This window comes from Streptomyces sp. NPDC001100 (genome assembly GCF_053598575.1).
This window is the reverse complement of record NZ_JBSFKO010000040.1, coordinates 54,128-75,956: the sequence shown is the minus strand read 5'-3', so window position 1 is coordinate 75,956 and position 21,829 is coordinate 54,128. Positions and strand designations below refer to the sequence as shown.

Sequence of the window (21,829 nt, the reverse complement as noted above, 5' to 3'; positions counted from 1 at the left end):
TGGTGTGTCCTTTACCCCTCCGCGAGCAACACTTGGACGCCGTAACTCCATGTCTTGGTTTGAATCCCTCGTCCTCGGACTCGTCCAGGGGCTGACCGAGTTCCTGCCCGTGTCGTCCAGCGCGCACCTGCGCCTGACGGCGGCCTTCTCCGGCTGGAAGGACCCGGGTGCGGCCTTCACGGCGATCACCCAGCTCGGCACGGAGGCGGCGGTGCTGATCTACTTCCGCCGGGATGTCGGGCGGATTCTCGCCGCGTGGTTCCGGTCGCTCACGGACAAGGAGATGCGGCGCGACCACGACGCCCAGATGGGCTGGCTGGTGATTGTCGGCTCCATCCCGATCGGTGTGCTCGGGGTCACGCTCAAGGACCAGATCGAGGGACCGTTCCGGGATCTGCGGATCACCGCCACCATGCTGATCGTGATGGGCGTCGTCATCGGCGTCGCCGACCGCCTCGCAGCCCGCGACGAGACGGGCGGCCGGCACCGGGCTCCCAAGCAGCGCAAGACACTGGTGGACCTGAACGCCAAGGACGGCCTGCTGTACGGCCTCTGCCAGGCGATGGCGCTGGTCCCCGGTGTCTCCCGCTCGGGCGCGACCATCAGCGGCGGCCTGTTCATGGGCTACACCCGTGAGGCGGCGGCCCGTTACTCCTTCCTCCTCGCCATGCCGGCCGTACTGGCCTCGGGCGCCTTCGAGTTGAAGGACGCTGCCGAGCAGGGGCACGTCGCGTGGGGGCCGACGATGTTCGCGACGGTGATCGCGTTCGTGGTCGGATATGCCGTAATTGCATGGTTTATGAAATTCATCTCGCACAAGAGCTTCATGCCGTTCGTCTGGTACCGCATCGCCCTCGGCATCGTCATCATCGCGCTGGTCACGGCGGGCGTACTGAGCCCGCACGCGGCCGAGTCGGCGGGCTGACCTACCGCTCGGGCAGGGCGAGGGCCCAGGCCTCGGGGGCGATCCCGACGCCGTTGGCGACGTAGGCAATCGTGCGGTACCACCCGGCCAGCACCAGGAGTTCGAGAGCCTCGGGCTCGTCGAGGTGCTCCCGCAGGCCGGACCAGACGGGGCCGCTCAGCCGTGCGCCGGCGTCGAGTTCGTCGACGGCCCGGAGCAGCGCGGACTGCCGCGGTGTCCAGGCCGGGTCGTCCGGGGTGCCGGTCACGGTCAACGTGACCTGTTCGGAGGTGAGTTGGGCGACTTCGGCGTACGCCGCCATGTGGACGCCCCATTCGTAGGCGCAGCCGGCGCGGGCGCAGACGCGGGCGATCACGAGTTCGCGGTCGGCGGCGCCCAGGCGGCCGTGGACGAGGAGGCCGGCACCCAACGCCCGCATACGGGAGGCGAGTTCGGGGTGACGTTCGAGAACCTTGAAGAGCATGAGGGGTTCGTGGGCGACACCGGGCGGCATCCAGCGGCGCAGGGCGCGGTCGGTGTCGGGGGTGTAGGGCGGGGTGACTCCTTCGATGCGCTGCTTCATGTGCACCGACTCTTGCGCTTCTGAAATCGAAGCGCAAGAGTGAGGCAGGCGATCACCACCAGCCGCGCGAGGAGGCCTTGTTGGAACCGACCCCGCTGCCCGGTCGCCCCGTGCGCGGATCGACCACCGGCCGCCCCGTCATGGCCGCGCTCGATCTCCTCGGCCGCCGCTGGACCCTCCGCGTGATCTGGGAGCTCCACCACCACCCCGCCCCGATCGGTTTCCGCGATCTGCAACGCCGCTGCGACGCCATGTCCTCCAGCGTCCTGTCCACCCGCCTCACGGAGTTGCGCGAGGCGGACATCGCGGATCAGACGTCCGACGGGGCGTGGCAGTTGACCGCACTCGGCGCGGACCTGGTGACGGCGATGGGGCCGCTGCTGGACTGGTCGAGGATATGGGTCGAGCGGCGGTCATGAACCAACTCGCCGCGCCGGACGCTCGGTTCGCGGAGCCCGTGACCAACCCCATACGGTCTGAGTAGCCGTCCGGTAGCGCAGTGTCAGTCCTTGCCCCTAGGCTGTTGCGCATGTCCCCCGATTCCGTGACCCCTGGTTCCGTGCGGTCTGCCTACGAGGTGAACGAGCAGATCCGGGCTCTCTGGCTGCGCGCGGGCGGATCGCTCTCCACCCAGGAGCGGGAGGAATACGAGCTGTTGGTGGTCGAGTGGGCCGCGGCGATACGCGACGAGGTCATCGAGGCCGCCTGAGCGGCGGGCGGCCGCACCCGATGGCCGCCCCCTTCGCCACCCTCACCGCCCGCCCGACACCCGCACCACGGCGCCCGTCGTGTACGAAGCGTCCGGTGACATCAGCCAGGCGATGGCCGCGGCGATCTCCTCGGGCTGTCCGGGGCGGCGCAGCGGAATCGACGTGGACACGCGTTGCGCACGGTCGGGGTCGCCCATTCGCGCGTGGATCTCGGTGTCGACGATGCCGGGCGCGACCGCGTTGACCCGGATGCCGTCGGGGCCGAGTTCCTTGGCGAGGCCCATGGTGAGGGTGTCCACGGCGGCCTTCGTCGCGGCGTAGTGGACGTAGTCCCCGGGGCTGCCGAGCGTGGCGGCGGACGACGACACGTTCACGATCACGCCGTTGCCCCGGGCCGTCATGGCCTGCGCGGCGCGGCGTGAGCACAGCAGTGTGCCGAGCAGGTTGACCTCGACGACCTGGCGCAGGTCGGAGGTGTCGACGTCCGCGAGCCGGCCGAACGGTCCGGTCACTCCGGCGTTGTTCACCAGCCCGGTGACCGGCCCGAGGTGCCGCTCCGCCGCGGTGAACAGCCGCTCCACGTCCGCCTCCACGGAGGTGTCCGCGCCGACGCACACGGCCCGTACCCCGGACTGCCGCACTCTGTCCGCCACTTGTTCGGCCGCCTTGGCGTCCCGGAGGTACCCCACGACCACGTCGTGCCCCTCCTCCGCGAGCCGCAGACAGGTCGCGGCGCCGATGCCCCGGCTGCCTCCGGTGACGACCGTGACGAGACGTTTCATGCGTACTTCCCTTCGAGCTTCCTTCAAGGGAGGAGCCGACCGCCCTCGCCCTCGGAAGCGCACACCTGTCCGAACACCACCGAATGTTCCCCACGTTGTCCCCCCGTACCCCTTGGCTCGGCACACGGAGTGACCAACACTTGCCCGATGACGCAGCGTGTGGAACTGGCGATCGTGATGGACCGGCTGGCCGTGGACGAATTGATCACCGAGTACGCGGTGGCGGTGGACGACGGCGACTGGGAGGCGTACCGGAAACTGTTCGCACCCGACGGACGGGCCGACTACCGGTCCGCCGGAGGTATCGAGGGGAACGCGGAGGAGATCGCCGGGTGGCTCGCCGAGAGCATGCGGCTGTTCCCGATGCGGCAGCATCTGATCGTGAACCGGCGGATCCGTTTCGGGGCCCTGGACCAGAACACCGACGACACCGCGCGTGTCCAGGCCGACTACGTCAATCCGATGCGTTTCGCCAAGAACGACAGCAGCGACACGTCCACCGCGCCCGACTTCGTGTGCGGCGGGCGCTACCGGTTCGGGCTGCTGCGGACGCACGACGGCTGGCGGCTGACCGAGGTCGTGGTGGCGGAGAAGTGGCGGCGTCTTCCCGAGCGGCGCCCGGAAGCCGTGGTCAACTGAGACGACCGGATCGGCGTCCACTGTCAGGGATCGTCCGCGACACGCACACTGGAGCCACCAGCGGGTAGGGGGTTCACATGAAGACCTTCGGCGACTGGCTCGTCTCCCCTTGGCGGCGTTCACTGCTCGCCGTACTCGCGGGCGGGCTGCCCGTGTTCGCGTTCCCGGCACCGTCGTGGTGGTGGTTCGCCTACGTCGCGCTCGTCCCCTGGATCCTGCTGACCCGCTCGGCGCCCACCGGGCGGCGGGCGGTCTACGACGGCTGGTTCGGCGGGCTCGGGTTCATGCTGGCCGTACACAGCTGGCTGGTGCCGAGCCTGAGCGTGTTCATCGTCGTCATCGCCGGCCTGCTGGGCGTGCTGTGGGCGCCGTGGGGCTGGCTGGTGCGCCGCTTCCTGGGCGGCGTACCGACGCCTCGGCGAGGGGCCGCCGCACTCCTGGTCCTGCCCTCGGGCTGGCTGATGGTCGAACTGGTGCGGTCCTGGCAGGGGTTGGGCGGACCCTGGGGTCTGCTCGGCTCCACGCAGTGGCAGGTGGAACCGGCGCTGCGGCTCGCCTCCGTCGGCGGGGTGTGGCTGCTGAGCTTCCTGGTGGTGGCCGTCAATGTGGCGGTCGCCGTACTGGTCGCGGTCCGTGAGGTGCGGGTGCCGGCGGTCGCCGGGCTCGTCGCCACCGCCGCCGTGACCTCGGCGGCCTGGGTGTGGTCGCCGCGCCCCGACGTCGACGGCCGGGTGCGGATCGCCGTCGTACAGCCCGGGATCATCGACGGGGACGCCAGCGGCGACCGGCGCTTCGACCGCGAGGAGCAGCTGACCCGCCAACTCGCCGGGCAGCACGTCGACTTGATCGCCTGGGGCGAGAGCAGCGTCAGCTTCGACCTCACCAAGCGGCCGGACTACGCGCGCCGTATCGCCGCCCTCTCCAAGGAGACCGGCGCCGACATCCTGGTCAACGTGGACGCCGAGCGCTCCGACAAGCCCGGCATCTACAAAAGTTCGGTCCTGGTCGGCCCGAAGGGGCTCACCGGCGACCGCTACGACAAGATGCGGCTGGTCCCCTTCGGGGAGTACATCCCGTTCCGCTCGCTGCTCGGCTGGGCCACCTCCGTCGGCAAGGCGGCGGGCGTCGACCGCAGGCACGGCACCGAGCAGGTCGTCATGAACGTGGGACACGGACTGCGCATCGGCCCGCTGATCTGCTTCGAGACCGCGTTCCCCGACATGAGCCGCCATCTCGCCCAGGACGGCGCCGACATCCTCCTCGCCCAGTCCTCGACCTCGTCCTTCCAGAACAGCTGGGCCCCCGAACAGCACGCCACCCTCGCCGCCCTGCGCGCCGCCGAGACCGGCCGCCCGATGGTCCACGCCACCCTGACCGGCGTCTCCGCCGTCTACGGCCCGAGCGGACAGCGCATCGGATCATGGCTGGGCACGGACAAGACCACGACCCAGGTCTACGACGTCCCGCTCGCGCACGGCATCACCCCGTACGTCCGCTACGGCGCCTGGCCGGTGGGCTTGGCGCTGCTGGTGCTCGCGGCCATGTGCGCCGGTGAGGGGGTGCAGGCACTCAGGCTGCGGCGGACCGCTCCGCAACCGCTCGTACCACCCGCTCGCACAGTTCATGAGTCGCCAGCGCGTCCCGGGCGCTGAGCACCTTCCCCGCGCGTACGGCGTCCAGGAAGGCGAGGACCGCCTGCTCGATGCCGCGCTGCCGGGCCACCGGCACCCAGTCCCCGCGGCGCCGCACGGTCGGCTGGCCCTTGTGGTCGACGACCTCGGCGAGGTTGACGACCTGGCGCTTGGTGTCCTGGCCCGAGACCTCCAGGATCTCCTCCACCGAGCCGCTGAGCCGGTTCATCACCCCGAGGGCGGTGAAGCCGTCGCCGGAGAGCTGGAGCACGAGGTGGTGCAGCAGTCCGTCCTGGGTGCGGGCGCGCACGGTCACGTCGTCGATCGGCCCCGGCACCAGGAACCGCAGGGTGTCCACGATGTGGATGAAGTCGTCCAGGATCATCGCGCGCGGCTCCTCCGGGAGCCCGATCCGGTTCTTCTGCATGAGGATCAGCTCGCGCGGATGGTCGGCGCACTGCGCGTACCCGGGGGCGTAGCGGCGGTTGAAGCCGACCGCGAGCGACACGTTCCGCTCCTCCGCGAGCCGCACCAGCCGCTCGGAGTCGGCGAGTCGGTACGCGAGCGGCTTGTCGACGTACGTCGGTACGCCCGCCGCCAGCAGCCTGGTGACGATCTCGGGATGCACGGTGGTGGGCGCGTGCACGAAGGCGGCGTCGAGGTCCTGCGCGAGGAGTGCGTCGAGGTCCGTGTGCCTCTGTTCCGCCGGCAGGTGAAGGCTGTCGGCGACGCGGGCGAGGGTGGCGGGCGTGCGGGTCTGCAGATGCAGTTCGACGCCGGGCAGGGCGCCGAGGACCGGCAGGTAGGCCTTCTGCGCGATGTCACCGAGTCCGATGCAGCCGACCTTCACGGAGCCTCCCTGGCGCTCGCCCAGCGGTACGTTCCCGGAAGCATACGGCGGGGCGATATCCGGTGGTGCGGGCGGACCGGGCGCGCGAGGATGCGGGCATGACGATCGAGCGCAGTGAACCTTCGACCACCGCCGACGAACGCACCATGCTGGACGGCTGGCTCAATTACCACCGCGAGACCCTGGCCCTGAAGTGCGAGGGGCTGACCGACGAACAGCTGAGGACCGCTGCCGTGGAGCCCTCCACGCTGTCGCTCATGGGTTTGGTGCGGCACATGGCGGAGGTGGAGCGGGGCTGGTTCCGCAAGGTCATGGCGGACGAGCAGGCGGACCCGATCTACTTCACCGAAGAGGACCCGGACGGCGATTTCCACACCACCGAAACGGACACCTGGGCGGAGGCGCACGCGACCTGGCGGGCCGAGATCGAGGCGGCGAACGCGCACGCGGCCCGGTTCACCCTGGACGACCTCTCCGTGGGCAAGCACCGGCGCACCGGGGAGCGCTTCAACCTGCGCTGGATCTACACCCACATGATCGAGGAGTACGCGCGGCACAACGGCCACGCCGATCTGCTCCGGGAGCGGATCGACGGAAGCACCGGCGACTGACGGACGTCACGTCACCCGGGGCGGGCGCGGGCCGTCCGTAAGGGGGCGGAGATCACCCGTGTGGGGCATCATCCGCCCGTCCACTGTCCCAAACGGGGCCGGAACCAGCAGAGTTGCGCGGGTGCATCGAACGACGACCACCGCAACGCTCCTGGTCACCGTGGCTGTCTCGGCCCTCTCCGGATGTGTGACCGTCCAGCGGCCACCGGCTCCCGCTCCCCCGGCCGCACCGTCCCAAGCGTCGGTGCCGCGCCCGGACGGCAGCGCGGAGCCGCAGGTCGTACAGGCTCCGGCCCGGGAGGCTCTCGAACTCATCGACCCCTCGCACCGTCCGAAACCGGCCACGCATCCACCGCACCACGCACCGGTTCAGCCCCAGCAGGCGGCACCGGTCCCCCGCGCGCACCCGCATCCGCACCCCCACCCACATCCGCACCCGAAACCGCGCCACCCCCGGCAGCCGGGCGCGGACATCCCTGACGTGGTCAAGTCGGTGCCCAAGAGCCAGTCGGACGTGTGCGCCCTGGGCAGGAAGTACGGCGGCTGGCAGTCGGACAGTCCGCAGTCGATCATCTGCGGTCAGACGTACGGGCGTTGAGGCGGACGGGAACTGATCGGGCCGGACTCTAGGGCCGCTGTCTCGGCGGTCCCCAGGTCCCGTCCCCGGCCGCACCGCCCTCTGTGTCGAGCCGCAGTTCCAGCCTGCCGATCGCGGCCCGCACCCCGTTGCCGTAGCCGTCGTCGGCGAGGACCGTGCTGGCGGCGCGGGCGCGGCGGAGGTGGGTGCGGGCGGCGTCCGGGCGGTCGAGCTTGATGTAGTCGGCGGCGAGGTTGAGATGCAGGGAGGGGTAGAAGCCGCGCACCGCGCCCGCCCCCTCCTGGCCGGTGTCCTCCCTCTCCCGCCCGTCCGTCAGCTCGTCCGCCGCCGACAACGCCCTGAGATCCCAGGCGAGTTCGTCGCTCGGGTCGTCCTGGGTGTCGGCGAGGTAGTGGGCCAGCGTGCAGCGGTGCAGCGGGTCGCCGTCCTCACCGAGCTCCGCCCACAGGCCGAGCAGCCGCTCCCTGGCCTCCTCGCGGTCGCCGCCGTGGTGCAGCATGACGACCTGTCCGATCCGCGTCAGCAGAGCGTCCGGCGCCGCCTGTTCCTGTCGCTCCGTCACAGCGTCCTCCGCACCTTGTCAGCCACCGTTGGCCGTCCCCCTCGACGCTAACCGGCGCCACTGACAATCCCCGTCAGGCGGCCCCGGCCCGGCCCCGGTGGGGTCAGCCCAGGTCGGGGATGCGCCAGTCGATCGCGGTGTGGCCCTGCTTCGCGACGGCCTCGTCGATCTGGGTGAACGGGCGGGAGCCGAAGAACTTCTTGGCGGACAGCGGGGAGGGGTGCGCGCCCTTGACCACCACGTGCCGCTCCTCGTCGATGAGGGGGAGCTTCTTCTGCGCGTAGTTGCCCCACAGGACGAAGACCGCAGGGTCGGGGCGGTCGGCCACCGCGCGGATCACCGCGTCGGTGAACTTCTCCCAGCCCTTGCCCTTGTGGGAGTTGGCCTCGCCGGAGCGGACCGTGAGCACCGCGTTGAGCAGCAGGACGCCCTGCTGGGCCCAGGGCATCAGATAGCCGTTGTCCGGGATCGGGAGGCCGAGCTCCTCCTTCATCTCCTTGTAGATGTTCCGCAGGGAGGGCGGGGTCTTCACGCCGGGGCGGACCGAGAAGCACAGGCCGTGTCCCTGGCCCTCGCCGTGGTACGGGTCCTGACCGAGGACCAGCACCTTCACCTGGTCGTACGGTGTCGCCTCCAGGGCGGCGAAGACCTCCTCGCGCGGAGGGTAGACAGGACCCTTCGCCCGCTCCTCCTCGACGAACTCGGTCAGCTCCTTGAAGTAGGGCTGCTGAAGCTCGTCGCCCAGGACTCCGCGCCAGGACTCGGGGAGCATGGAGATGTCGGTCACGTCAACTTCCTTACGGTGTGCGGCGACTGCGATGCGGGGCGACCGCGCGGTGCGGTCGCTGCCATGTCCCAGAACCTACAGGCGACCACTGACAACCGGTGCCGCGATCCGGTTCACCAGCTCGTCTTGCGGTACAGCTGCCACATCATCATGATCGTCGACGGGTCGAGGGCCTGTTCGCCGCCGGAGATGTCGTCGCTGGCGGCCACGTACTGCCGGCCCTGCCACAGCGGCAGCAGCCGGGTGTCGTCCACCAGGATCTGCTGGGCCTCCTCGAACTCCTTGACCACGTCGGCCCGGTCGGTCTCCTTGCGCGACTCGGGCAGCAGTACGCCGGTGATCTTCGGCGACGAGTAGGGCGTACCGAGCGCGTTCTGTTGTCCCACGAAGGGAGCGATGAAGTTCTCGGCGTCGGGGAAGTCCGGGAACCAGCCGCGTCCGAACACCGGGTACTCGCCCTTCTGGTATCCCGTCACATACGTCTTCCAGGGGCGGCTCCGGAGAGTGATCGTGAAGAGCCCGGAGGCGTCGAGCTGACGCTTGAGTTCCTTGAACTCCAGGGCGGTCTCGGAGCCGTAGCGGTCGCTGGTGTACCAGAAGGTGAGCGGGACGCGGTCGGTGATGCCCGCGCGGGTGAGGATCTGCCGTGCCTTGGGGACGCTGGGGTCGCCGAAGTCGTCGAAGAAGGCGGTGGTGTGGCCGGTGAGGCCCTTGGGGACCATGGAGTAGAGGGGGTCCACGGTGTCGCGGTAGATCTTGTGGGTGATCGCCCCGCGGTCGACGACCTGGGCGACGGCCTTGCGGACGGCGGGGTTGTGGGCCCACCGGTCCTTGGGGTTGAACACCAGGTAGTTGATGTCGGTGCCGGAGCCGTCTACCAGTTGCAGGTCCTTCGAGGGGCTGGCCTGGAGGGTCACGATGTCGTCGGCGGCGAGGCCGCGGTAGGTGACGTCGATCTTCCCGTCCCGCAGCGCCTTGACCATGGCGCCGGAGTCCTGGAAGTAGCGGATCGTCACCGCGCCGTTCTCGCGTTTGGCGAAGCCCTTGTAGCGGTCGTTGCGGACGAGTTGGGCCTGCTTGCCGTCGTCGTAGGACTTCAGGGTGTACGGCCCGGAGCCGAAGACCTTGTCGTCCTTGCGCAGGGAGTGCGCGGGGTAGTCGTCGGGGTCGACGATCGACATGGCCGGGGTGGCGAGCACGAACGGGAAGGTGGCGTCGGGCTTGTTGAGGTGGAAGAGGACCTCGCGGTCACCGGTCGCCTGGACGCGGTCGAGGCTGCCCAGCAGGCCCGCCGGACCGCTCGGCGCGTTGATCTGTCTGATGCGGTCGATGGAGTGCTTGACGGCCTGGGCGTCGAGGGTGTCCCCGTCGGCGAACTTCATGCCCGCGCGCAGTTCGCAGCGGTACGTCGTGTTCGAATCGTCCGTGAAACCGCAGCTCTTGGCGGCGTCCGGTTCCGGGGTGGTCGCACCGGTCGGGTAGGCGAGCAGCGTCTGGTAGATGTTGCGGAACAGCTCCCACGAGCCGTCCCAGGAGGCGGCCGGGTCGAGCGTGCTGGGGGCGCTGGTGGTGCCGACGACGATGGGTCCCCCGCCGTCCGGATTTCCGTCCGAGAACACCCCGCAGCCGGCCACCAGGGATATCGACGTGATCGCCGCGGCTCTCCGCAGGCCTCGGTTCCGGTTGAACACGCGCACGCTCCTCGATCCGCCATACCAAGGGTCGGCAGACCATACCGCAGTGCCCCGGCCGGTTGAGCAAGGTTCGGACGGGGCTCTTGATCAGCGGTTTTATGACGACGTTGTCAGTCCGCTGTGCGCGTTTTCGTACCTCGACACGGGCGCCGGTTCCGTACAGGGAACAGCAAAGAAACCGACGCCCGGGTCGTCGGGTCAGGCCACTCCGGCGTTCAGGAGGATGCCGCCGTCGACGACGAGGGTCTGGCCGGTGATCCACTCGGACTGGTCCGAGGTCAGGAACGCGGCGGCGCCGCCGATGTCGGAGGGCACACCGAGCCGGGCCAGCGGGTAGGAGGCGGCTGCCTCCGCCTCGCGGCCCTCGTACAGGGCGGCGGCGAACTTGGTCTTCACGACCGCCGGGGCGATCGAGTTGACCCGTACGCCGGGCGCGAACTCGTGCGCCAGCTGGAGCGTCAGGTTGACCATCGCGGCCTTGCTGACGCCGTACGCGCCGATGAACGGCGAGGCGGAGATCCCGGCGAGGGAGGCGATGTTGACGATGGCGCCGCCGTTGTCCTTCTGCCAGGCGTGCCAGGTCTTCTGGGCGAAGCCGAGCGCGGAGATGACGTTGGTCTCGAAGACCTTGCGGGCGACGTTCAGGTCGAGGTCGGCGATCGGGCCGAACACCGGGTTCGTACCGGCGTTGTTGACCAGGTAGTCGACGCGGCCGAAGGCCTCCATCGTGCGCTCGACGACGACGGCCTGGTGGGCCTCGTCGTGGGCCTTGCCGGCCACGCCGATGACGCGGTCGGCGCCGAGCGCCTCGACGGCCTCCTTGAGGGCGTCCTCGTTGCGGCCGGTGATGCAGACCCGGTCGCCGCGGGCGAGCAGCGCCTCGGCGACGCCGTAGCCGATGCCGCGGCTGGCGCCGGTGATGACGGCGACCTTGCCGGAGAGTTCAGGCAGTTCAGTCATTTCGCGTGTTCCCGTGTTCCCTAGTTGAGCGGTCCGCCGGCGACGTACAGGACCTGGCCGGAGACGAAGCCGGCCGCCTCGTTGGTGAAGAAGGCGACGGCGTTGGCGATGTCGTCGGGCTCGCCGACGCGCTGCACCGGGATCTGGGTGGCGGCGGCGGCCTTGAAGTCCTCGAAGCCCATGCCGATGCGGGCGGCGGTCGCGGCGGTCATGTCGGTGGCGATGAAGCCGGGGGCCACCGAGTTGGCCGTGATGCCGAACTTGCCGAGCTCGATGGCGAGCGTCTTGGTGAAGCCCTGGAGACCGGCCTTGGCGGCGGAGTAGTTGGCCTGGCCGCGGTTGCCGAGGGCGGAGGACGAGGAGAGGTTGACGATCCGGCCGAAGCCCGCGTCGACCATGTGCTTCTGGACGGCCTTGGCCATCAGGAACGAGCCGCGCAGGTGCACGTTCAGGACGGTGTCCCAGTCGGAGGCGCTCATCTTGAAGAGCAGGTTGTCGCGGAGCACGCCCGCGTTGTTGACCAGGATCGTCGGCGCGCCCAGCTCCGCGACGATGCGTGCGACCGCGGCCTCGACCTGCGCCTCGTCGGAGACGTCGGCACCGACCGCGAGGGCCTTGCCGCCGGCCGCGGTGATCTTCTCCACGGTGTCCTTGCAGGCGGCCTCGTCGAGGTCGATCACGGCGACCGCACGGCCCTCGGCCGCGAGGCGTACGGCGGTGGCGGCGCCGATGCCCCGCGCCCCGCCGGTGACAATCGCGACCCGCTGCTCAGTGGTGGACATTGCTGGCTCTCCTCGCCCTTGAGAATCTCTCGCCCGGGAAATCTGCGGGCCGCCGATGAGCGACCGCTTAGTACCTTCGGCAGACGTGACGCTAGAAGCCCTGGCACTCGGTGTCAACGCCACATGAGCCGGGTGTGATTCATTACCTCACCAGCAGGTCCAGCAGGCGCTCCGTCTCGGCCGCCGGATCAACGGTGAGACCGGTGTGCACGGGCCCGGGCTGCACGACGGTGGACCGGGGCGCGATCAGCCAGCGGAACCGCCGCCCGGCGTCGTCCCGCGCCGCCTGACCGGCCGCTTCCCCACCGGCACACACGCCTTCCACAGCACCGAGCGCGGCCCTGATCCCGGCCACATCGGCGTGCGGGTCGAGGGCGAGCAGCCGCGCCTCGTCCAGATGGGTGCGGGCGCCGACGTAGGACCGGGCACGGCAGTAGACGAGGATGCCGGCGTTGATGCACTCGCCGCGTTCCACGCGCGGTACGACGCGCAGCAGGGCGTACTCGAAGACGTCCCGTTCGTTGGCCTCGCTGGGCCGGATGATGTGGCGCTCGGTCACTGGTCCCTCTTGATGCGCTCGTGGATGACGGCGGCGCGCGCGAGAAGGGGCGCCGCGTAGGCCCTGCGGAGGTCGTCCGGGGTGTCGAAGCCGGGTTCGCCGGTCAGCCAGGCGTCGGGGATCTCGGCGGTGACCTCGGCGAGGAGCTCGTCGGTGACCCGCGGCGCGAGGTCGGCGGCGGCGGTCGCGAGGTCGGGGGCGAAGCGCGCGAGGGCGTGGTCCGCGGCGTCGTAGGGACGGGCCGCCGATGCCTCCGCGCCGGGCCAGTTGTGGTGCCAGATCATGGTGGCGCCGTGGTCGATGAGCCACAGGTCGCCGTGCCACATCAGCAGGTTGGGGTTGCGCCAGGACCGGTCGACGTTGTTCACGAGGGCGTCGAACCAGACGATCCGGCCCGCCTCCTCGGGGCTCACCGTGAAGGCGAGCGGGTCGAAGCCGAGCGCGCCGGACAGGAAGTCCATGCCGAGGTTGGCGCCCCCGCTGGACCTCAGCAACTCCTGTACCTGCTGGTCGGGTTCGCCGAGCCCCAGCACCGGGTCGAGGTCGAGGGTCACCAGCCGTGGCACCCGGAAGCCCAGCCGGCGTGCCAGCTCCCCCACCACGACCTCGGCGACGAGCGTCTTGCGGCCCTGGCCCGCGCCGCTGAACTTCATGACGTACGGCGCGAAGTCGTCGCCCTCGACGAGCCCCGGCAGCGAGCCGCCCTCCCGCAGGGGCGTGATGTAGCGGGTCGCGACGACTTCCTTGAGCACTTCCGAGGCTCCCTAGCCCTACCGTCCACAGCCGCTCCGGACGCGCCTCCGGCACGGACTGAGCAGTCTACGAGGAGGGGAGGGCGCCCGCTCTCACCAGGGCCGGGACAGCCGACGCTCCCTTTTCCCCGCTCAGGTCATCGGCGGTACGCGCCGCAGTGGACGGAGCTCTCCACCGCGGCGGCCATCGCCTGCTGGCCCAGGGCGTTGGGGTGGGCGGGCGCGGTCGGGCCGTCGCGACCAGGGGTTCGATCCAGCGCCCGCCGGCCGGCTTGCACATGTCGTGTCCGACCGTCGGGGTGTGCGCGGTGTGCACCGAGGCGCTCGCCGCCGTCGCCCTGCGCGACGGACAGGGCCATCGCGCAACCCGTCACCGCGGCACTGCGGCACCGCGCAGCAGGTTCCGCCGGCCGGGAGATCTCTTGCTCTGCTCGTTCAAGTCCGTCCATTCGTCGGGCCGCGCGGCCGACGCCTGTCGGGGCGGAGGCTTTCTCCTGGCGAGACTTGAAACGGCGCACGCGGCAAGGAGGTTCACTCATGGCTTCACCGGGTGCGTGTTCAGGCCTTATGCAGGGTCGACAGCGAAACGACAGCGAGGTTTTACGCCTGCCTGATCTCGATAGGGCCAAGCTCTCGACACCGTCTGAACGGCGGTCATCCGCATCCCGTACCCCTTTGCAGACCCACAAATGCTTTCTTCTGGAAGGAACGTCAGCATGACCAGCGATTCGATCGAACCCGTTACGGCGCCCTCCCGTCGCACCGCGTTGGCGGCGGTCGGCGCGGCGGGACTCGCCGTCGCGCTGACCGCGTGCTCGTCGAACGACGACTCGTCGTCGGACTCCTCGGACACCTCGGGCTCCACCACCACCGCCGGCGCGTCCACCGCCCAGGGTGACGCCGGGGGCACCGAACTGGCGAAGACCACCGACATCCCCGAGGGCGGCGGCAAGATCTTCGCCAGCCAGGGCGTGGTGGTCACCCAGCCTACGGCGGGCACCTACAAGGCGTTCTCGTCGAAGTGCACCCACCAGGGTTGTGCCGTGACCACGATCACCAACGGCGTCATCGGCTGCCCGTGCCACAAGAGCGAGTTCTCCATCACCGACGGCAGCGTGAAGCAGGGTCCCGCGACCCAGGCGCTGCCCGCCGAGCAGATCACCGTGACCGGGGACTCCATCACGCTGGCGTGACGGTCAGCGTCGATCGGCCCTGCGCGGTCGTTTGAAACAGCCCAGCACCTCGTCCGTGGTCGCGACCGTGGCGACCAACGCGAGGGTGTTGCGGATCATCGCGGGGGTGTACTCCGAGGGCACCCCCGCGATGGCGTCCTTCGGTACGACGACGGTGTAGCCGCGGTTGACGGCGTCGAACACCGCGTTCGGGATCGCCACATTGGCCGAGACCCCGGTGACGATCAGTGTGCGGCAGCCCAAGTTGCGCAGCAGCGCGTCGACTTCGGTGCCCTGGATCGGCGACAGGCCGTGCAGCCGTCGTACGACGAAGTCCTCCTCGGCGACCTCGATCGGGGGTGCCACGCGGACCGCCGCGGTGCCCGAGAGCTGCTGGACGGGCAGGCGTTCGGCGGCGCGGAACAGGCGGGCGTTGTGGTTCGCGCCCCGGCCGTCCGGGCGGCGTTCGGCGAGCGCGTGGATCACCTGGACCCCGCTCTCGTGCGCGGCGGCGACCAGTCGGGCGACATTGGCGAGCGCGCCCGACGACCGTGCGGCGAGGGCGAGTTCGGGCAGCGCGCTGTCCGGGCCGACCACACCCTGTTGACATTCGACGGTGAGCAGGGCAGTGCTCACCGTGTCGAGGATCTCACTGAGTTGTGCGTGCGACGGCATGGCTCTCCCTTGTCGTCGGCGGCCGGGGCGGGTGACAGTAACGAGCATCGCGTGCGTTCGGAAGACGACCGGCGCTCATTCGGCCACCTGCCTGACGCACCGTCAGAAGCGGCTGCCCGCCGCTCGTCCCGTAGCCGAAGGGGATCGCATGACCGCCACTCAGCGTCGAGGCCGGAAGATCATGATGACACCCGAGGAACTGGACGAGTTCCTCACCACCGAGCGGACCTGCCGCGTCGCGACCGTCTCCGCGGACGGGGCCCCGCACGTCAGCCCGCTCTGGTTCGCCTGGGACGGCACATCGTTCTGGCTGTACTCGATCACCCGCAGCAAGCGCTGGGCCGACCTGCGCCGTGACCAGCGCATCGCCGTGGTCGTCGACGGCGGGCACGCCTACGACGAGCTGCGGGGCGTCGAGCTGTCCGGGACCGTCGAGTTCGTGGGCGAGTCCCCGCGCACGGGTGAGCCGCATCCCGAACTCGTCGCGGTGGAGAAGCTGTTCGCGCAGAAGAACTTCGGCCTGGACGCGATGCCCTACGACGGCCGGCACGCGTGGATTCGGCTGACGCCGGACACGGTCACGTCCTGGGACTTCCGCAAGTTGGCCGCGCTGTAGGCGAGTTGCTCCCTTGCGGGCCGTCAGACGACCGTCTTGGCCGCCGCCCGCAGCGCCTCGACCGCCGCGCGGATGGAGGGGCGGCGGTCGGCGTCCGCGCGCCAGACGACGTAGACATGGCGGCGCACCCGCTGCTTCAGCGGGACGGTGACGACTCCGGCGGGCATCGGGCTGCGGCCCAGCAGGGGCGCGATGCAGACGCCCAACCCGGCTGCCACCAGGCCCAGTTGGGTGTGTGTCTCGGCGGCACGATGGCCGATGATCGGCTCGATGCCCCGGGAGCGCAGGGTGAACATCAGCCACTCGTGGCAGAACTCGCCCTCGGCCCAGGTGATCCACTCGTCCTCGGCGAACTCCCCCAGGTCCACCTCGTCGCGGCCCGCCAGCGGATGCCCGGCCGGCATCGCCACCTCGGCCGGGTCGTCCAGGATCGGCGCCTTGACCAGGCCGTCGGGCAGCGGCATCGGCTTGTTGTACCAGTCGAGGACGACCGCGAGGTCGAGATCGCCGCGCACGACACCGGCGATACCGGTCTCCGGCTCCAGTTCGGTGGAGCGGACACGCAGCGCGGGGTGCTGGGCACGCAGCGCGGCGAGTGCGGCGGGGAAGAGGCCGCGGGCGGCGGTCGGGAACGCGGAGAGCCTCAACTCGCCCACCACCTGCCCCCGTTGGGCCTCCAGGTCGGCCTGGGCCAGCTCCACCTGGGACAGGATCCGGCCCGCGTGCTCGGCGAGCAGCCGGCCGGCGTCCGTGAGCCGCACCCCCCGCCCGTTCTTCGCGAGGAGCTGCTGTCCCACCTCCCGCTCCAGCTTGGACATCTGCTGCGACACGGCCGAGGTCGTCACATGCAGCCCCTCGGCGGCACCGCTGACCGAGCCGTGCCGGGCCAGGGCGTCCAGGGTGCGCAGCCGCTCCAGGTTCAACATGTAAGCGATGCTACGAGATGGCCGGAGTCAGATCCCGTTCGCGCTACGAAGTGACGTCCTTACGCATAACCGCGCATCGGCGTCCGGCCGCACGCGGAGGCGATCGCCTCCGCCAACCGCCCGGTCTCTTCGGCGGTCAGCGTCGAGACGGTGATCCGGATGCCGGGCGGTGCGCTCATCCGGAAACGGGCGCCGGGGGCGACGGCCCAGCCCGCATGCAGGAGGCGGGAGACCGCGCCGGTCTCGTCCGGTACCGGGATCCACACGTTGAGGCCGCTGCGGCCGTACGCCGTGACCCCGTGGTCGGCGAGCGCGGCGATCAGCGCGTCCCGGCGGCGGCCGTAGGCGGCGGCCACGGCCGGGGTGTCCACCGCGCCGTCGGCCCACAGTCGGGCCACGGCACGCTGGGTGATCCGGCTGACCCAGCCGGGACCCAGGCGCTGGCGGCCGCGGACCCGGTCGAGGGTGACGACGTCCCCCGTGAGCACGGCGAGGCGCAGGTCGGGGCCGTAGGCCTTGGCGGCCGAGCGGACGAAGGCCCAGTGGCGGGTGGCGCCGGCCAGCGGGTGCAGGGGCTGGTCGACGATGCCGTGGCCGTGGTCGTCCTCGATCAGCAGGACCTCCGGGTGGTCGCGGAGCACGGAACGCAGGGCACGCGCGCGCGTGGCGCTCACCACGGCTCCGGTGGGGTTCTGCGCCCGGTCGGTGACGATCAGGGCCCGCGCGCCGGACTCCAGCGCGGTGCGCACGTCGTCGGGGCGCGGTCCGTCGTCGTCTACGCGGACGGGGGTGACGCGGAGCCCGAGCGCCGGTACGAGGTCGAGCAGGCTGCCCCAGCCCGGGTCCTCGACAGCGACGGTGTCACCGGGCTTGAGATGGGCGGCGAGGACGCGCTCGATGGCGTCCAGCGATCCGGAGGCGACGGCCACGGGGCCGGCCGGCACACCGTCCGCGTCCAGCGCTGCCCGCGCGAGGCGCGCCAGCTCCGGTTCGACCGGGTCGTCGCCGTACATGACCGGTTCCCGGTCGGAGAGCTCGGCGGCCCCGGCGAACGCCCCTGCAAGAGAGGGCAGCAGGGCGGGATCCGGGTTGCCGTGGGACACCTCGCGGACCCCCTCCGGCACCTCCACGCGGATGTGCTCGCGCCCGGTCGTGGCCGGCTTGGGCCGCACCCGGCTGCCGCGCCGCCCGGCGGTCTCGATGACCCCGCGCTCCCGCAGGGTCCGGTACGCGGCCGCGACCGTATTGGGATTCACCCCCAACTCTACGGCCAACTCCCGCATCGGCGGCAGCAGTTGCCCCGGCTCCAGCTCGCCCGAGCCCACCGCGCGCTCGACGTCGGCAGCGATGTCGGCTGCGCGTCGCCCTACGATCCGATATCCTCCTAGCACAAAGCACAGTATGCACTAGTGCAATATGCACCGCAACTCGACCCACCAGCAACGAACACGGAGAGCACCATGCAGGGGATGCAGGGGACCACCGCGCAGCCGACGTCACAGCCCGCCGCCTACACGCCGACCGACCTGACCGTCCCCACGCGTTCCGCGGACCGGGCGTCGTACGACAGGGAGTTGGTGCACGCGATACTCGACACGGCCTACGTCTGTCATCTCGGCTTCGTCCGCGACGGCCGGCCGGTCGTACTGCCGACGCTGTTCGGGCGGGTCGGTGAGCGGCTGTACGTGCACGGTTCGACGGGGGCGCGCCCGCTGCGGATGACGGGCCAGGCCGATCCGGGGCTCCCGGTGTGCCTGACGGTGACCCACGTGGACGGTCTGGTGCTGGCCCGTTCCGCCTTCCACCACTCGATCAACTACCGCTCCGTGGTGGTGCACGGCATCGCCCACCAGGTGACGGACCCCGAGGAGAAGCGGACGGCGCTGGACGCGCTGGTCGACCATGTCGTGCCCGGCCGTTCGGCGGACTCCCGGCCCGGCAACAGGAAGGAACTCGCCGCCACCATGGTGATCCGCCTCGACCTCGACGAGGTCTCCGCCAAGCTCCGCACGGGCGGCGCGAACGACGACCCCGAGGACCTGGACCTCCCCCACTGGGCCGGCGTCCTCCCGCTGAACACCGGCTACGGCACCCCGCTCCCGAACGACGACCTGTCCCCCGCCGTCGAACTCCCGGACTACCTGTCGGTGTTGTGATGCTCATCCACCCTTGGGACGCGCCCCAGGACGACGCCGAATGGCAACACTGGCTGTCCGCGCACGACTTCGGCCAACTGGCCGTCAACGGCCCACCCGGCGAACCCCCGTTGATCCAGCCCCTCCACTTCGCCTACGACCCCGAGCGGGGCGAGGTGGTCACCCACCTGGCCCGCCCCAACCCGCTGTGGCCGGCGCTGGAGGCGAACCCCCAGGTGGTGCTGAGCGTCGTCGACGACTACGTGTTCATCCCCGGCCCCTGGCAGGCGGACCCGGACGTCCCACCGGAACACGGCGTCCCGACCAGCTTCTACGCGGCCGTCCAACTCCGCTGCACCGCCCACCTCGTGGACGACCCGACCGAGAAGGCGACCCTCCTCAACCGCCAGGTCGCCCACTTCCAGCCCGAGGGCGGCACCACACCGGTCACCCCCGGCGAGCCACCGAACGGCCGCCTGCTGTCCGGCATCCGCGCCCTGCGCCTCGAAGTGACCGGCGTACGCGCCAAGTTCAAGTACGCGGGCAAGCGGTCCGTCGAGGTCCAGGACCGTATCGCGACGGGACTCGCGGGGCGGGGCGGGGTGCGGGACGACGTGGCCAGGGGGCATTTGTTGCGGCGGCGGGAGGGGTGAGGACGGGGCAGGCCTGAGGGAGAACTCGGCGAAGCCGCTGCCGGACCAGGCGACTTCCGGGCTGGTCACGTCGCCGTCTCCGGGGCAGAGCGTGAGCCCCGTCCGGTCCTCCTTGCCCGCGCTCGGCTTGGGCCTAGGCGGCAGGTTCCCGTGAGGACAGTTGCTCCCTTTCGGGCCCCCCGGTCGCCACCGGTTCCTCCGAGCCCTTCGTGGGGGCCGAGGACTGGGCGATGAAGGCGCCGAGGAGGACGACCGCTCCGCCGATGAGTTGAGGTGCGGAGAGGTGTTCGCCGAGGAGGATCCAGGCCAGTACCGTCGCGACGACCGCTTCGAGGCAGGCGACGACGCCCGCGACCTGTGGGGAGAGGCGGCGGACGGAGACGACTCCGGTGACGTAGGCCAGGACCGTGGCGATCAGGACGATCCAGGCGAGGAGGAACGCGGCCGGGACCGCGTTGCCGTTCATGTGGGCGTCGCCCTTGAGGACGGACCAGTGCATGGTCCAGGGGCGGGCCACGGCGGTCAGTACGAGGGCGCCGACGAGCAGGCCGTAGGCGATCACGCCGAGTGGGTCGGGTGCCTCGGTGCCCGCGTCGCTGCCCTGGTCGGAGAGGACGAAGTAGCCGACCTGGCAGCAGGCGGCGGCGAGCGCGAGGAGCAGGCCGACGGCGTCGAAGCTCAGGCCCGACCACACCTCGACGACGCAGGCGAGGCCGCCGGCCGCGAGGACCACGCCGAGCGCGGCGGCGCGGGTGACCGGACGCCGCTGCACGAACCGGACCCAGCCGAGCACGAGGGCGGGCGCGAGGTACTCCACTAGGAGGGCGACGCCGACGGGTATGCGGGAGATCGCGGCGAAGTAGCAGGCCTGGACGCCGGCGACGGCGAGCAGTCCGAAGCCGAGGAGCAGTGCGGGGCGGCGGCGGACGAGCGCACGGTGGCGCACGGCGAGCGGCAGCATCACCAGGGCGGCGCCGGCCACCCGCAGCCACACCACGTGCAGCGGGTCGAGGCCCGCCTCGATCAGCGGTTTGGCCGCGACGCCGGATCCCCCGAAGGCCAGCGCGGACCCGAGTGCCAGACCGAGTCCGACACCCTTGGCACCACCGGCGGCACTGCTCTCAGACGTATGCACGGCCACATGATGACAGGGGACGACATGAGCGTCACCCCTGTTGACACCTGTCTCAGCGCGTGGACGGCCTCCGCGCGGTGGGCGGCTTGCTCGGTCAGCAGCCCGGCTCGCCGCCCGCGACGTACTCCCCCGGCCGGCTCTCGATCCACACCAGCACCTCGGGAGACTCGATGCCCGCGCGGTGGAGGACCTCGACGGCGCGGGCCTCGGGGTCCGCGACGAGCGCGGCGAGGAGGTCGATGCCGCCCGCCAGGTCGCCGTCGCGGAGTTCGGCGCGCTCACAGGCGTACTCCAGGGCTCCCGCGGCCAGCGGCGACCAGCCCTCCGCCGCCGGGATCACGGGGAGCGCGCCGGAGTCCTCGACGCTGCCCTGCCAGCGCAGGCCGTAGCCGATGCTGCGCTGCACCAGGTAGCCGAGCAGTCGGGCGATCTGGGGGCCGTCGCCGAAGACGGCACGTGCCTCCGGGTCCGACTCCAGGAGGCTGTGCAGCAGATGGGCCGTGTCGATCTGCCGGTCCCCGTCCCGCAGCGCCCGGCGTCGGGCACCCGCCACCACCGCTGCCAGCTCTGCACTGAGCCTGGCATCGTTGTCCGCACGGTGAATGCCCTGCTCGCGGTTCGACTGCCTGGGAATACGGGGTTGCACGCTCTTACCCCATCAGTCCCTCGCATTGAGGGCATCCCCGGAGGGGAGCATTTCGGCATCCCACACAGAGTTGACTCCGGGCGACGGGATCTCCTCCTTACGGATGAGATCACGCGCCTCACCCCTGAGAGGCGCGCGCCTCCTTGCCGCGCGCCCCGTGCGCAACCGCGCCGCACCGGGCGCACGTCTTTCGCGAATGTGGAGAGCAGGTGCTGGCTGGTGGCACTGCCGGCGGTCGACGGCAGACAGTACGTGTACCGGGTGTACGCCCCGGAGGACGCACTGCCCGCCGACCTGTTCTGGGACGCCTGGCACTGCCACGAGGAGAGCGCCCACCCGCGCGCGTGGGACCTGTTCGACGCGGCGCTGATACGGCGCGTGGGCTGAGGCCGACGAAACCGACGCCGCCGAATTCGATCCGCTCCGATCCGTTCCGCTTCGAACGCGGGCGCTACGGACACTTCCTG

The 21,829-nt window shown here is 70.8% G+C and carries 27 protein-coding genes; 12 read left to right on the top strand and 15 right to left on the bottom strand.

The genetic code is table 11. The features are described from left to right. The first annotated feature begins 49 nt into the window (after window positions 1-49). On the top strand, window positions 50-925 hold the full coding sequence (locus ACWDEW_RS39915; protein WP_450519880.1) for an undecaprenyl-diphosphate phosphatase: 876 nt from the start codon (window positions 50-52) through the stop codon (window positions 923-925). Window position 926: 1 nt separating this feature from the next. On the opposite strand, the gene ACWDEW_RS39910 is transcribed toward ACWDEW_RS39915, so the two are convergent. Further along, entirely contained in the window at window positions 927-1,487 is a 561-nt protein-coding gene (locus ACWDEW_RS39910; protein ID WP_450519878.1) for a carboxymuconolactone decarboxylase family protein, read from the bottom strand. 140 nt (window positions 1,488-1,627) lie between these two features. On the opposite strand from ACWDEW_RS39910, the gene ACWDEW_RS39905 reads away from it, so the two are divergent. Continuing rightward, on the top strand, window positions 1,628-1,906 hold the full coding sequence (locus tag ACWDEW_RS39905) for a winged helix-turn-helix transcriptional regulator (protein WP_450519916.1): 279 nt from the start codon (window positions 1,628-1,630) through the stop codon (window positions 1,904-1,906). A 110-nt stretch (window positions 1,907-2,016) separates the two neighbouring features. Next, complete coding sequence (locus ACWDEW_RS39900) at window positions 2,017-2,196, top strand: hypothetical protein (protein WP_026178900.1); 180 nt, start codon at window positions 2,017-2,019, stop codon at window positions 2,194-2,196. Window positions 2,197-2,238: 42 nt separating this feature from the next. Here the strand turns inward: ACWDEW_RS39900 and ACWDEW_RS39895 are convergent, their stop codons facing one another. Next, on the bottom strand, window positions 2,239-2,979 hold the full coding sequence (locus tag ACWDEW_RS39895) for an SDR family NAD(P)-dependent oxidoreductase (protein WP_450519876.1): 741 nt from the start codon (window positions 2,977-2,979) through the stop codon (window positions 2,239-2,241). A gap of 147 nt (window positions 2,980-3,126) precedes the next feature. Here ACWDEW_RS39895 and ACWDEW_RS39890 point away from each other — a divergent pair, with 147 nt between their 5' ends. Together ACWDEW_RS39890 and lnt are read left to right on the top strand one after the other, a co-directional pair. Next, window positions 3,127-3,618 carry a nuclear transport factor 2 family protein gene (locus ACWDEW_RS39890; protein WP_450519875.1) on the top strand — a complete coding sequence of 164 codons (492 nt, stop codon included), beginning with the start codon at window positions 3,127-3,129 and terminating at the stop codon, window positions 3,616-3,618. Between the two features lie 77 nt (window positions 3,619-3,695). Next, entirely contained in the window at window positions 3,696-5,270 is a 1,575-nt protein-coding gene (lnt, locus tag ACWDEW_RS39885; protein WP_450519873.1) for an apolipoprotein N-acyltransferase, read from the top strand. Here the strand turns inward: lnt and ACWDEW_RS39880 are convergent. Continuing rightward, window positions 5,188-6,099 carry a Gfo/Idh/MocA family protein gene (locus ACWDEW_RS39880; protein WP_450519872.1) on the bottom strand — a complete coding sequence of 304 codons (912 nt, stop codon included), beginning with the start codon at window positions 6,097-6,099 and terminating at the stop codon, window positions 5,188-5,190. The genes lnt and ACWDEW_RS39880 overlap by 83 nt on opposite strands. 98 nt (window positions 6,100-6,197) lie before the next feature. On the opposite strand from ACWDEW_RS39880, the gene ACWDEW_RS39875 reads away from it, so the two are divergent. Together ACWDEW_RS39875 and ACWDEW_RS39870 are read left to right on the top strand one after the other, a co-directional pair. Continuing rightward, entirely contained in the window at window positions 6,198-6,710 is a 513-nt protein-coding gene (locus ACWDEW_RS39875; protein ID WP_450519870.1) for a DinB family protein, read from the top strand. A 121-nt stretch (window positions 6,711-6,831) separates the two neighbouring features. After that, a complete protein-coding gene (locus ACWDEW_RS39870) occupies window positions 6,832-7,308 on the top strand; it encodes a hypothetical protein (RefSeq protein WP_450519868.1) in 477 nt (158 codons plus the stop codon). A gap of 28 nt (window positions 7,309-7,336) precedes the next feature. Here ACWDEW_RS39870 and ACWDEW_RS39865 read toward each other — a convergent pair whose 3' ends face one another. The 7 genes from ACWDEW_RS39865 to ACWDEW_RS39835 all read right to left on the bottom strand — a co-directional run bounded on the left by ACWDEW_RS39865 (window position 7,337) and on the right by ACWDEW_RS39835 (window position 13,404). Beyond that, window positions 7,337-7,870 (bottom strand): hypothetical protein, encoded by a 534-nt coding sequence (locus ACWDEW_RS39865; RefSeq protein WP_450519866.1) that lies wholly within the window; start codon window positions 7,868-7,870, stop codon window positions 7,337-7,339. Window positions 7,871-7,973: 103 nt separating this feature from the next. Further along, window positions 7,974-8,657 carry a uracil-DNA glycosylase gene (gene ung, locus ACWDEW_RS39860; protein WP_450519865.1) on the bottom strand — a complete coding sequence of 228 codons (684 nt, stop codon included), beginning with the start codon at window positions 8,655-8,657 and terminating at the stop codon, window positions 7,974-7,976. A gap of 113 nt (window positions 8,658-8,770) precedes the next feature. Further along, window positions 8,771-10,348: an ABC transporter substrate-binding protein gene (locus ACWDEW_RS39855; RefSeq protein WP_450519863.1), complete on the bottom strand. Its 1,578-nt coding sequence runs from the start codon at window positions 10,346-10,348 to the stop codon at window positions 8,771-8,773. 201 nt (window positions 10,349-10,549) lie between these two features. Next, window positions 10,550-11,311, bottom strand: coding sequence for an SDR family oxidoreductase (locus ACWDEW_RS39850; RefSeq protein ID WP_450519862.1), 762 nt, complete (start codon window positions 11,309-11,311; stop codon window positions 10,550-10,552). Window positions 11,312-11,331: 20 nt separating this feature from the next. Further along, entirely contained in the window at window positions 11,332-12,093 is a 762-nt protein-coding gene (gene fabG / locus ACWDEW_RS39845; protein ID WP_450519860.1) for a 3-oxoacyl-ACP reductase FabG, read from the bottom strand. A 142-nt stretch (window positions 12,094-12,235) separates the two neighbouring features. Further along, complete coding sequence (locus ACWDEW_RS39840; RefSeq protein WP_450519858.1) at window positions 12,236-12,652, bottom strand: DUF3037 domain-containing protein; 417 nt, start codon at window positions 12,650-12,652, stop codon at window positions 12,236-12,238. After that, window positions 12,649-13,404 carry a HipA family kinase gene (locus tag ACWDEW_RS39835; RefSeq protein ID WP_450519856.1) on the bottom strand — a complete coding sequence of 252 codons (756 nt, stop codon included), beginning with the start codon at window positions 13,402-13,404 and terminating at the stop codon, window positions 12,649-12,651. The genes ACWDEW_RS39840 and ACWDEW_RS39835 overlap by 4 nt, the downstream gene beginning before the upstream one ends. 716 nt (window positions 13,405-14,120) lie before the next feature. Here ACWDEW_RS39835 and ACWDEW_RS39830 point away from each other — a divergent pair. After that, window positions 14,121-14,597, top strand: coding sequence for a Rieske (2Fe-2S) protein (locus ACWDEW_RS39830; RefSeq protein WP_450519854.1), 477 nt, complete (start codon window positions 14,121-14,123; stop codon window positions 14,595-14,597). Window positions 14,598-14,600: 3 nt separating this feature from the next. Here ACWDEW_RS39830 and ACWDEW_RS39825 read toward each other — a convergent pair whose 3' ends face one another. After that, complete coding sequence (locus ACWDEW_RS39825; protein WP_093624237.1) at window positions 14,601-15,251, bottom strand: cysteine hydrolase; 651 nt, start codon at window positions 15,249-15,251, stop codon at window positions 14,601-14,603. A gap of 148 nt (window positions 15,252-15,399) precedes the next feature. Between ACWDEW_RS39825 and ACWDEW_RS39820 the strand changes: the two genes are divergently transcribed. Further along, entirely contained in the window at window positions 15,400-15,867 is a 468-nt protein-coding gene (locus ACWDEW_RS39820; RefSeq protein WP_450519852.1) for a pyridoxamine 5'-phosphate oxidase family protein, read from the top strand. Window positions 15,868-15,890: 23 nt separating this feature from the next. On the opposite strand, the gene ACWDEW_RS39815 is transcribed toward ACWDEW_RS39820, so the two are convergent. Next, window positions 15,891-16,793, bottom strand: a complete 903-nt coding sequence (locus ACWDEW_RS39815; protein ID WP_450519850.1) for a LysR family transcriptional regulator — start codon at window positions 16,791-16,793, stop codon at window positions 15,891-15,893. Window positions 16,794-16,852: 59 nt separating this feature from the next. Then, window positions 16,853-18,184, bottom strand: coding sequence for an aminotransferase class I/II-fold pyridoxal phosphate-dependent enzyme (locus ACWDEW_RS39810; RefSeq protein WP_450519849.1), 1,332 nt, complete (start codon window positions 18,182-18,184; stop codon window positions 16,853-16,855). Window positions 18,185-18,262: 78 nt separating this feature from the next. Between ACWDEW_RS39810 and ACWDEW_RS39805 the strand changes: the two genes are divergently transcribed. Together ACWDEW_RS39805 and ACWDEW_RS39800 are read left to right on the top strand one after the other, a co-directional pair. Then, a complete protein-coding gene (locus ACWDEW_RS39805) occupies window positions 18,263-18,949 on the top strand; it encodes a pyridoxamine 5'-phosphate oxidase family protein (RefSeq protein ID WP_450519847.1) in 687 nt (228 codons plus the stop codon). After that, window positions 18,949-19,581 carry an FMN-binding negative transcriptional regulator gene (locus tag ACWDEW_RS39800; RefSeq protein WP_450519845.1) on the top strand — a complete coding sequence of 211 codons (633 nt, stop codon included), beginning with the start codon at window positions 18,949-18,951 and terminating at the stop codon, window positions 19,579-19,581. Before ACWDEW_RS39805 ends, ACWDEW_RS39800 begins: the two co-directional genes overlap by 1 nt. A gap of 133 nt (window positions 19,582-19,714) precedes the next feature. Here the strand turns inward: ACWDEW_RS39800 and ACWDEW_RS39795 are convergent, their stop codons facing one another. Both ACWDEW_RS39795 and ACWDEW_RS39790 read right to left on the bottom strand, forming a co-directional pair. After that, entirely contained in the window at window positions 19,715-20,722 is a 1,008-nt protein-coding gene (locus ACWDEW_RS39795; protein ID WP_450519843.1) for an EamA family transporter, read from the bottom strand. Between the two features lie 88 nt (window positions 20,723-20,810). Further along, a complete protein-coding gene (locus ACWDEW_RS39790) occupies window positions 20,811-21,362 on the bottom strand; it encodes a Clp protease N-terminal domain-containing protein (protein ID WP_450519841.1) in 552 nt (183 codons plus the stop codon). Between the two features lie 219 nt (window positions 21,363-21,581). Between ACWDEW_RS39790 and ACWDEW_RS39785 the strand changes: the two genes are divergently transcribed. Next, a complete protein-coding gene (locus tag ACWDEW_RS39785) occupies window positions 21,582-21,749 on the top strand; it encodes a hypothetical protein (protein ID WP_450519840.1) in 168 nt (55 codons plus the stop codon). Window positions 21,750-21,829: the final 80 nt, after the last annotated feature.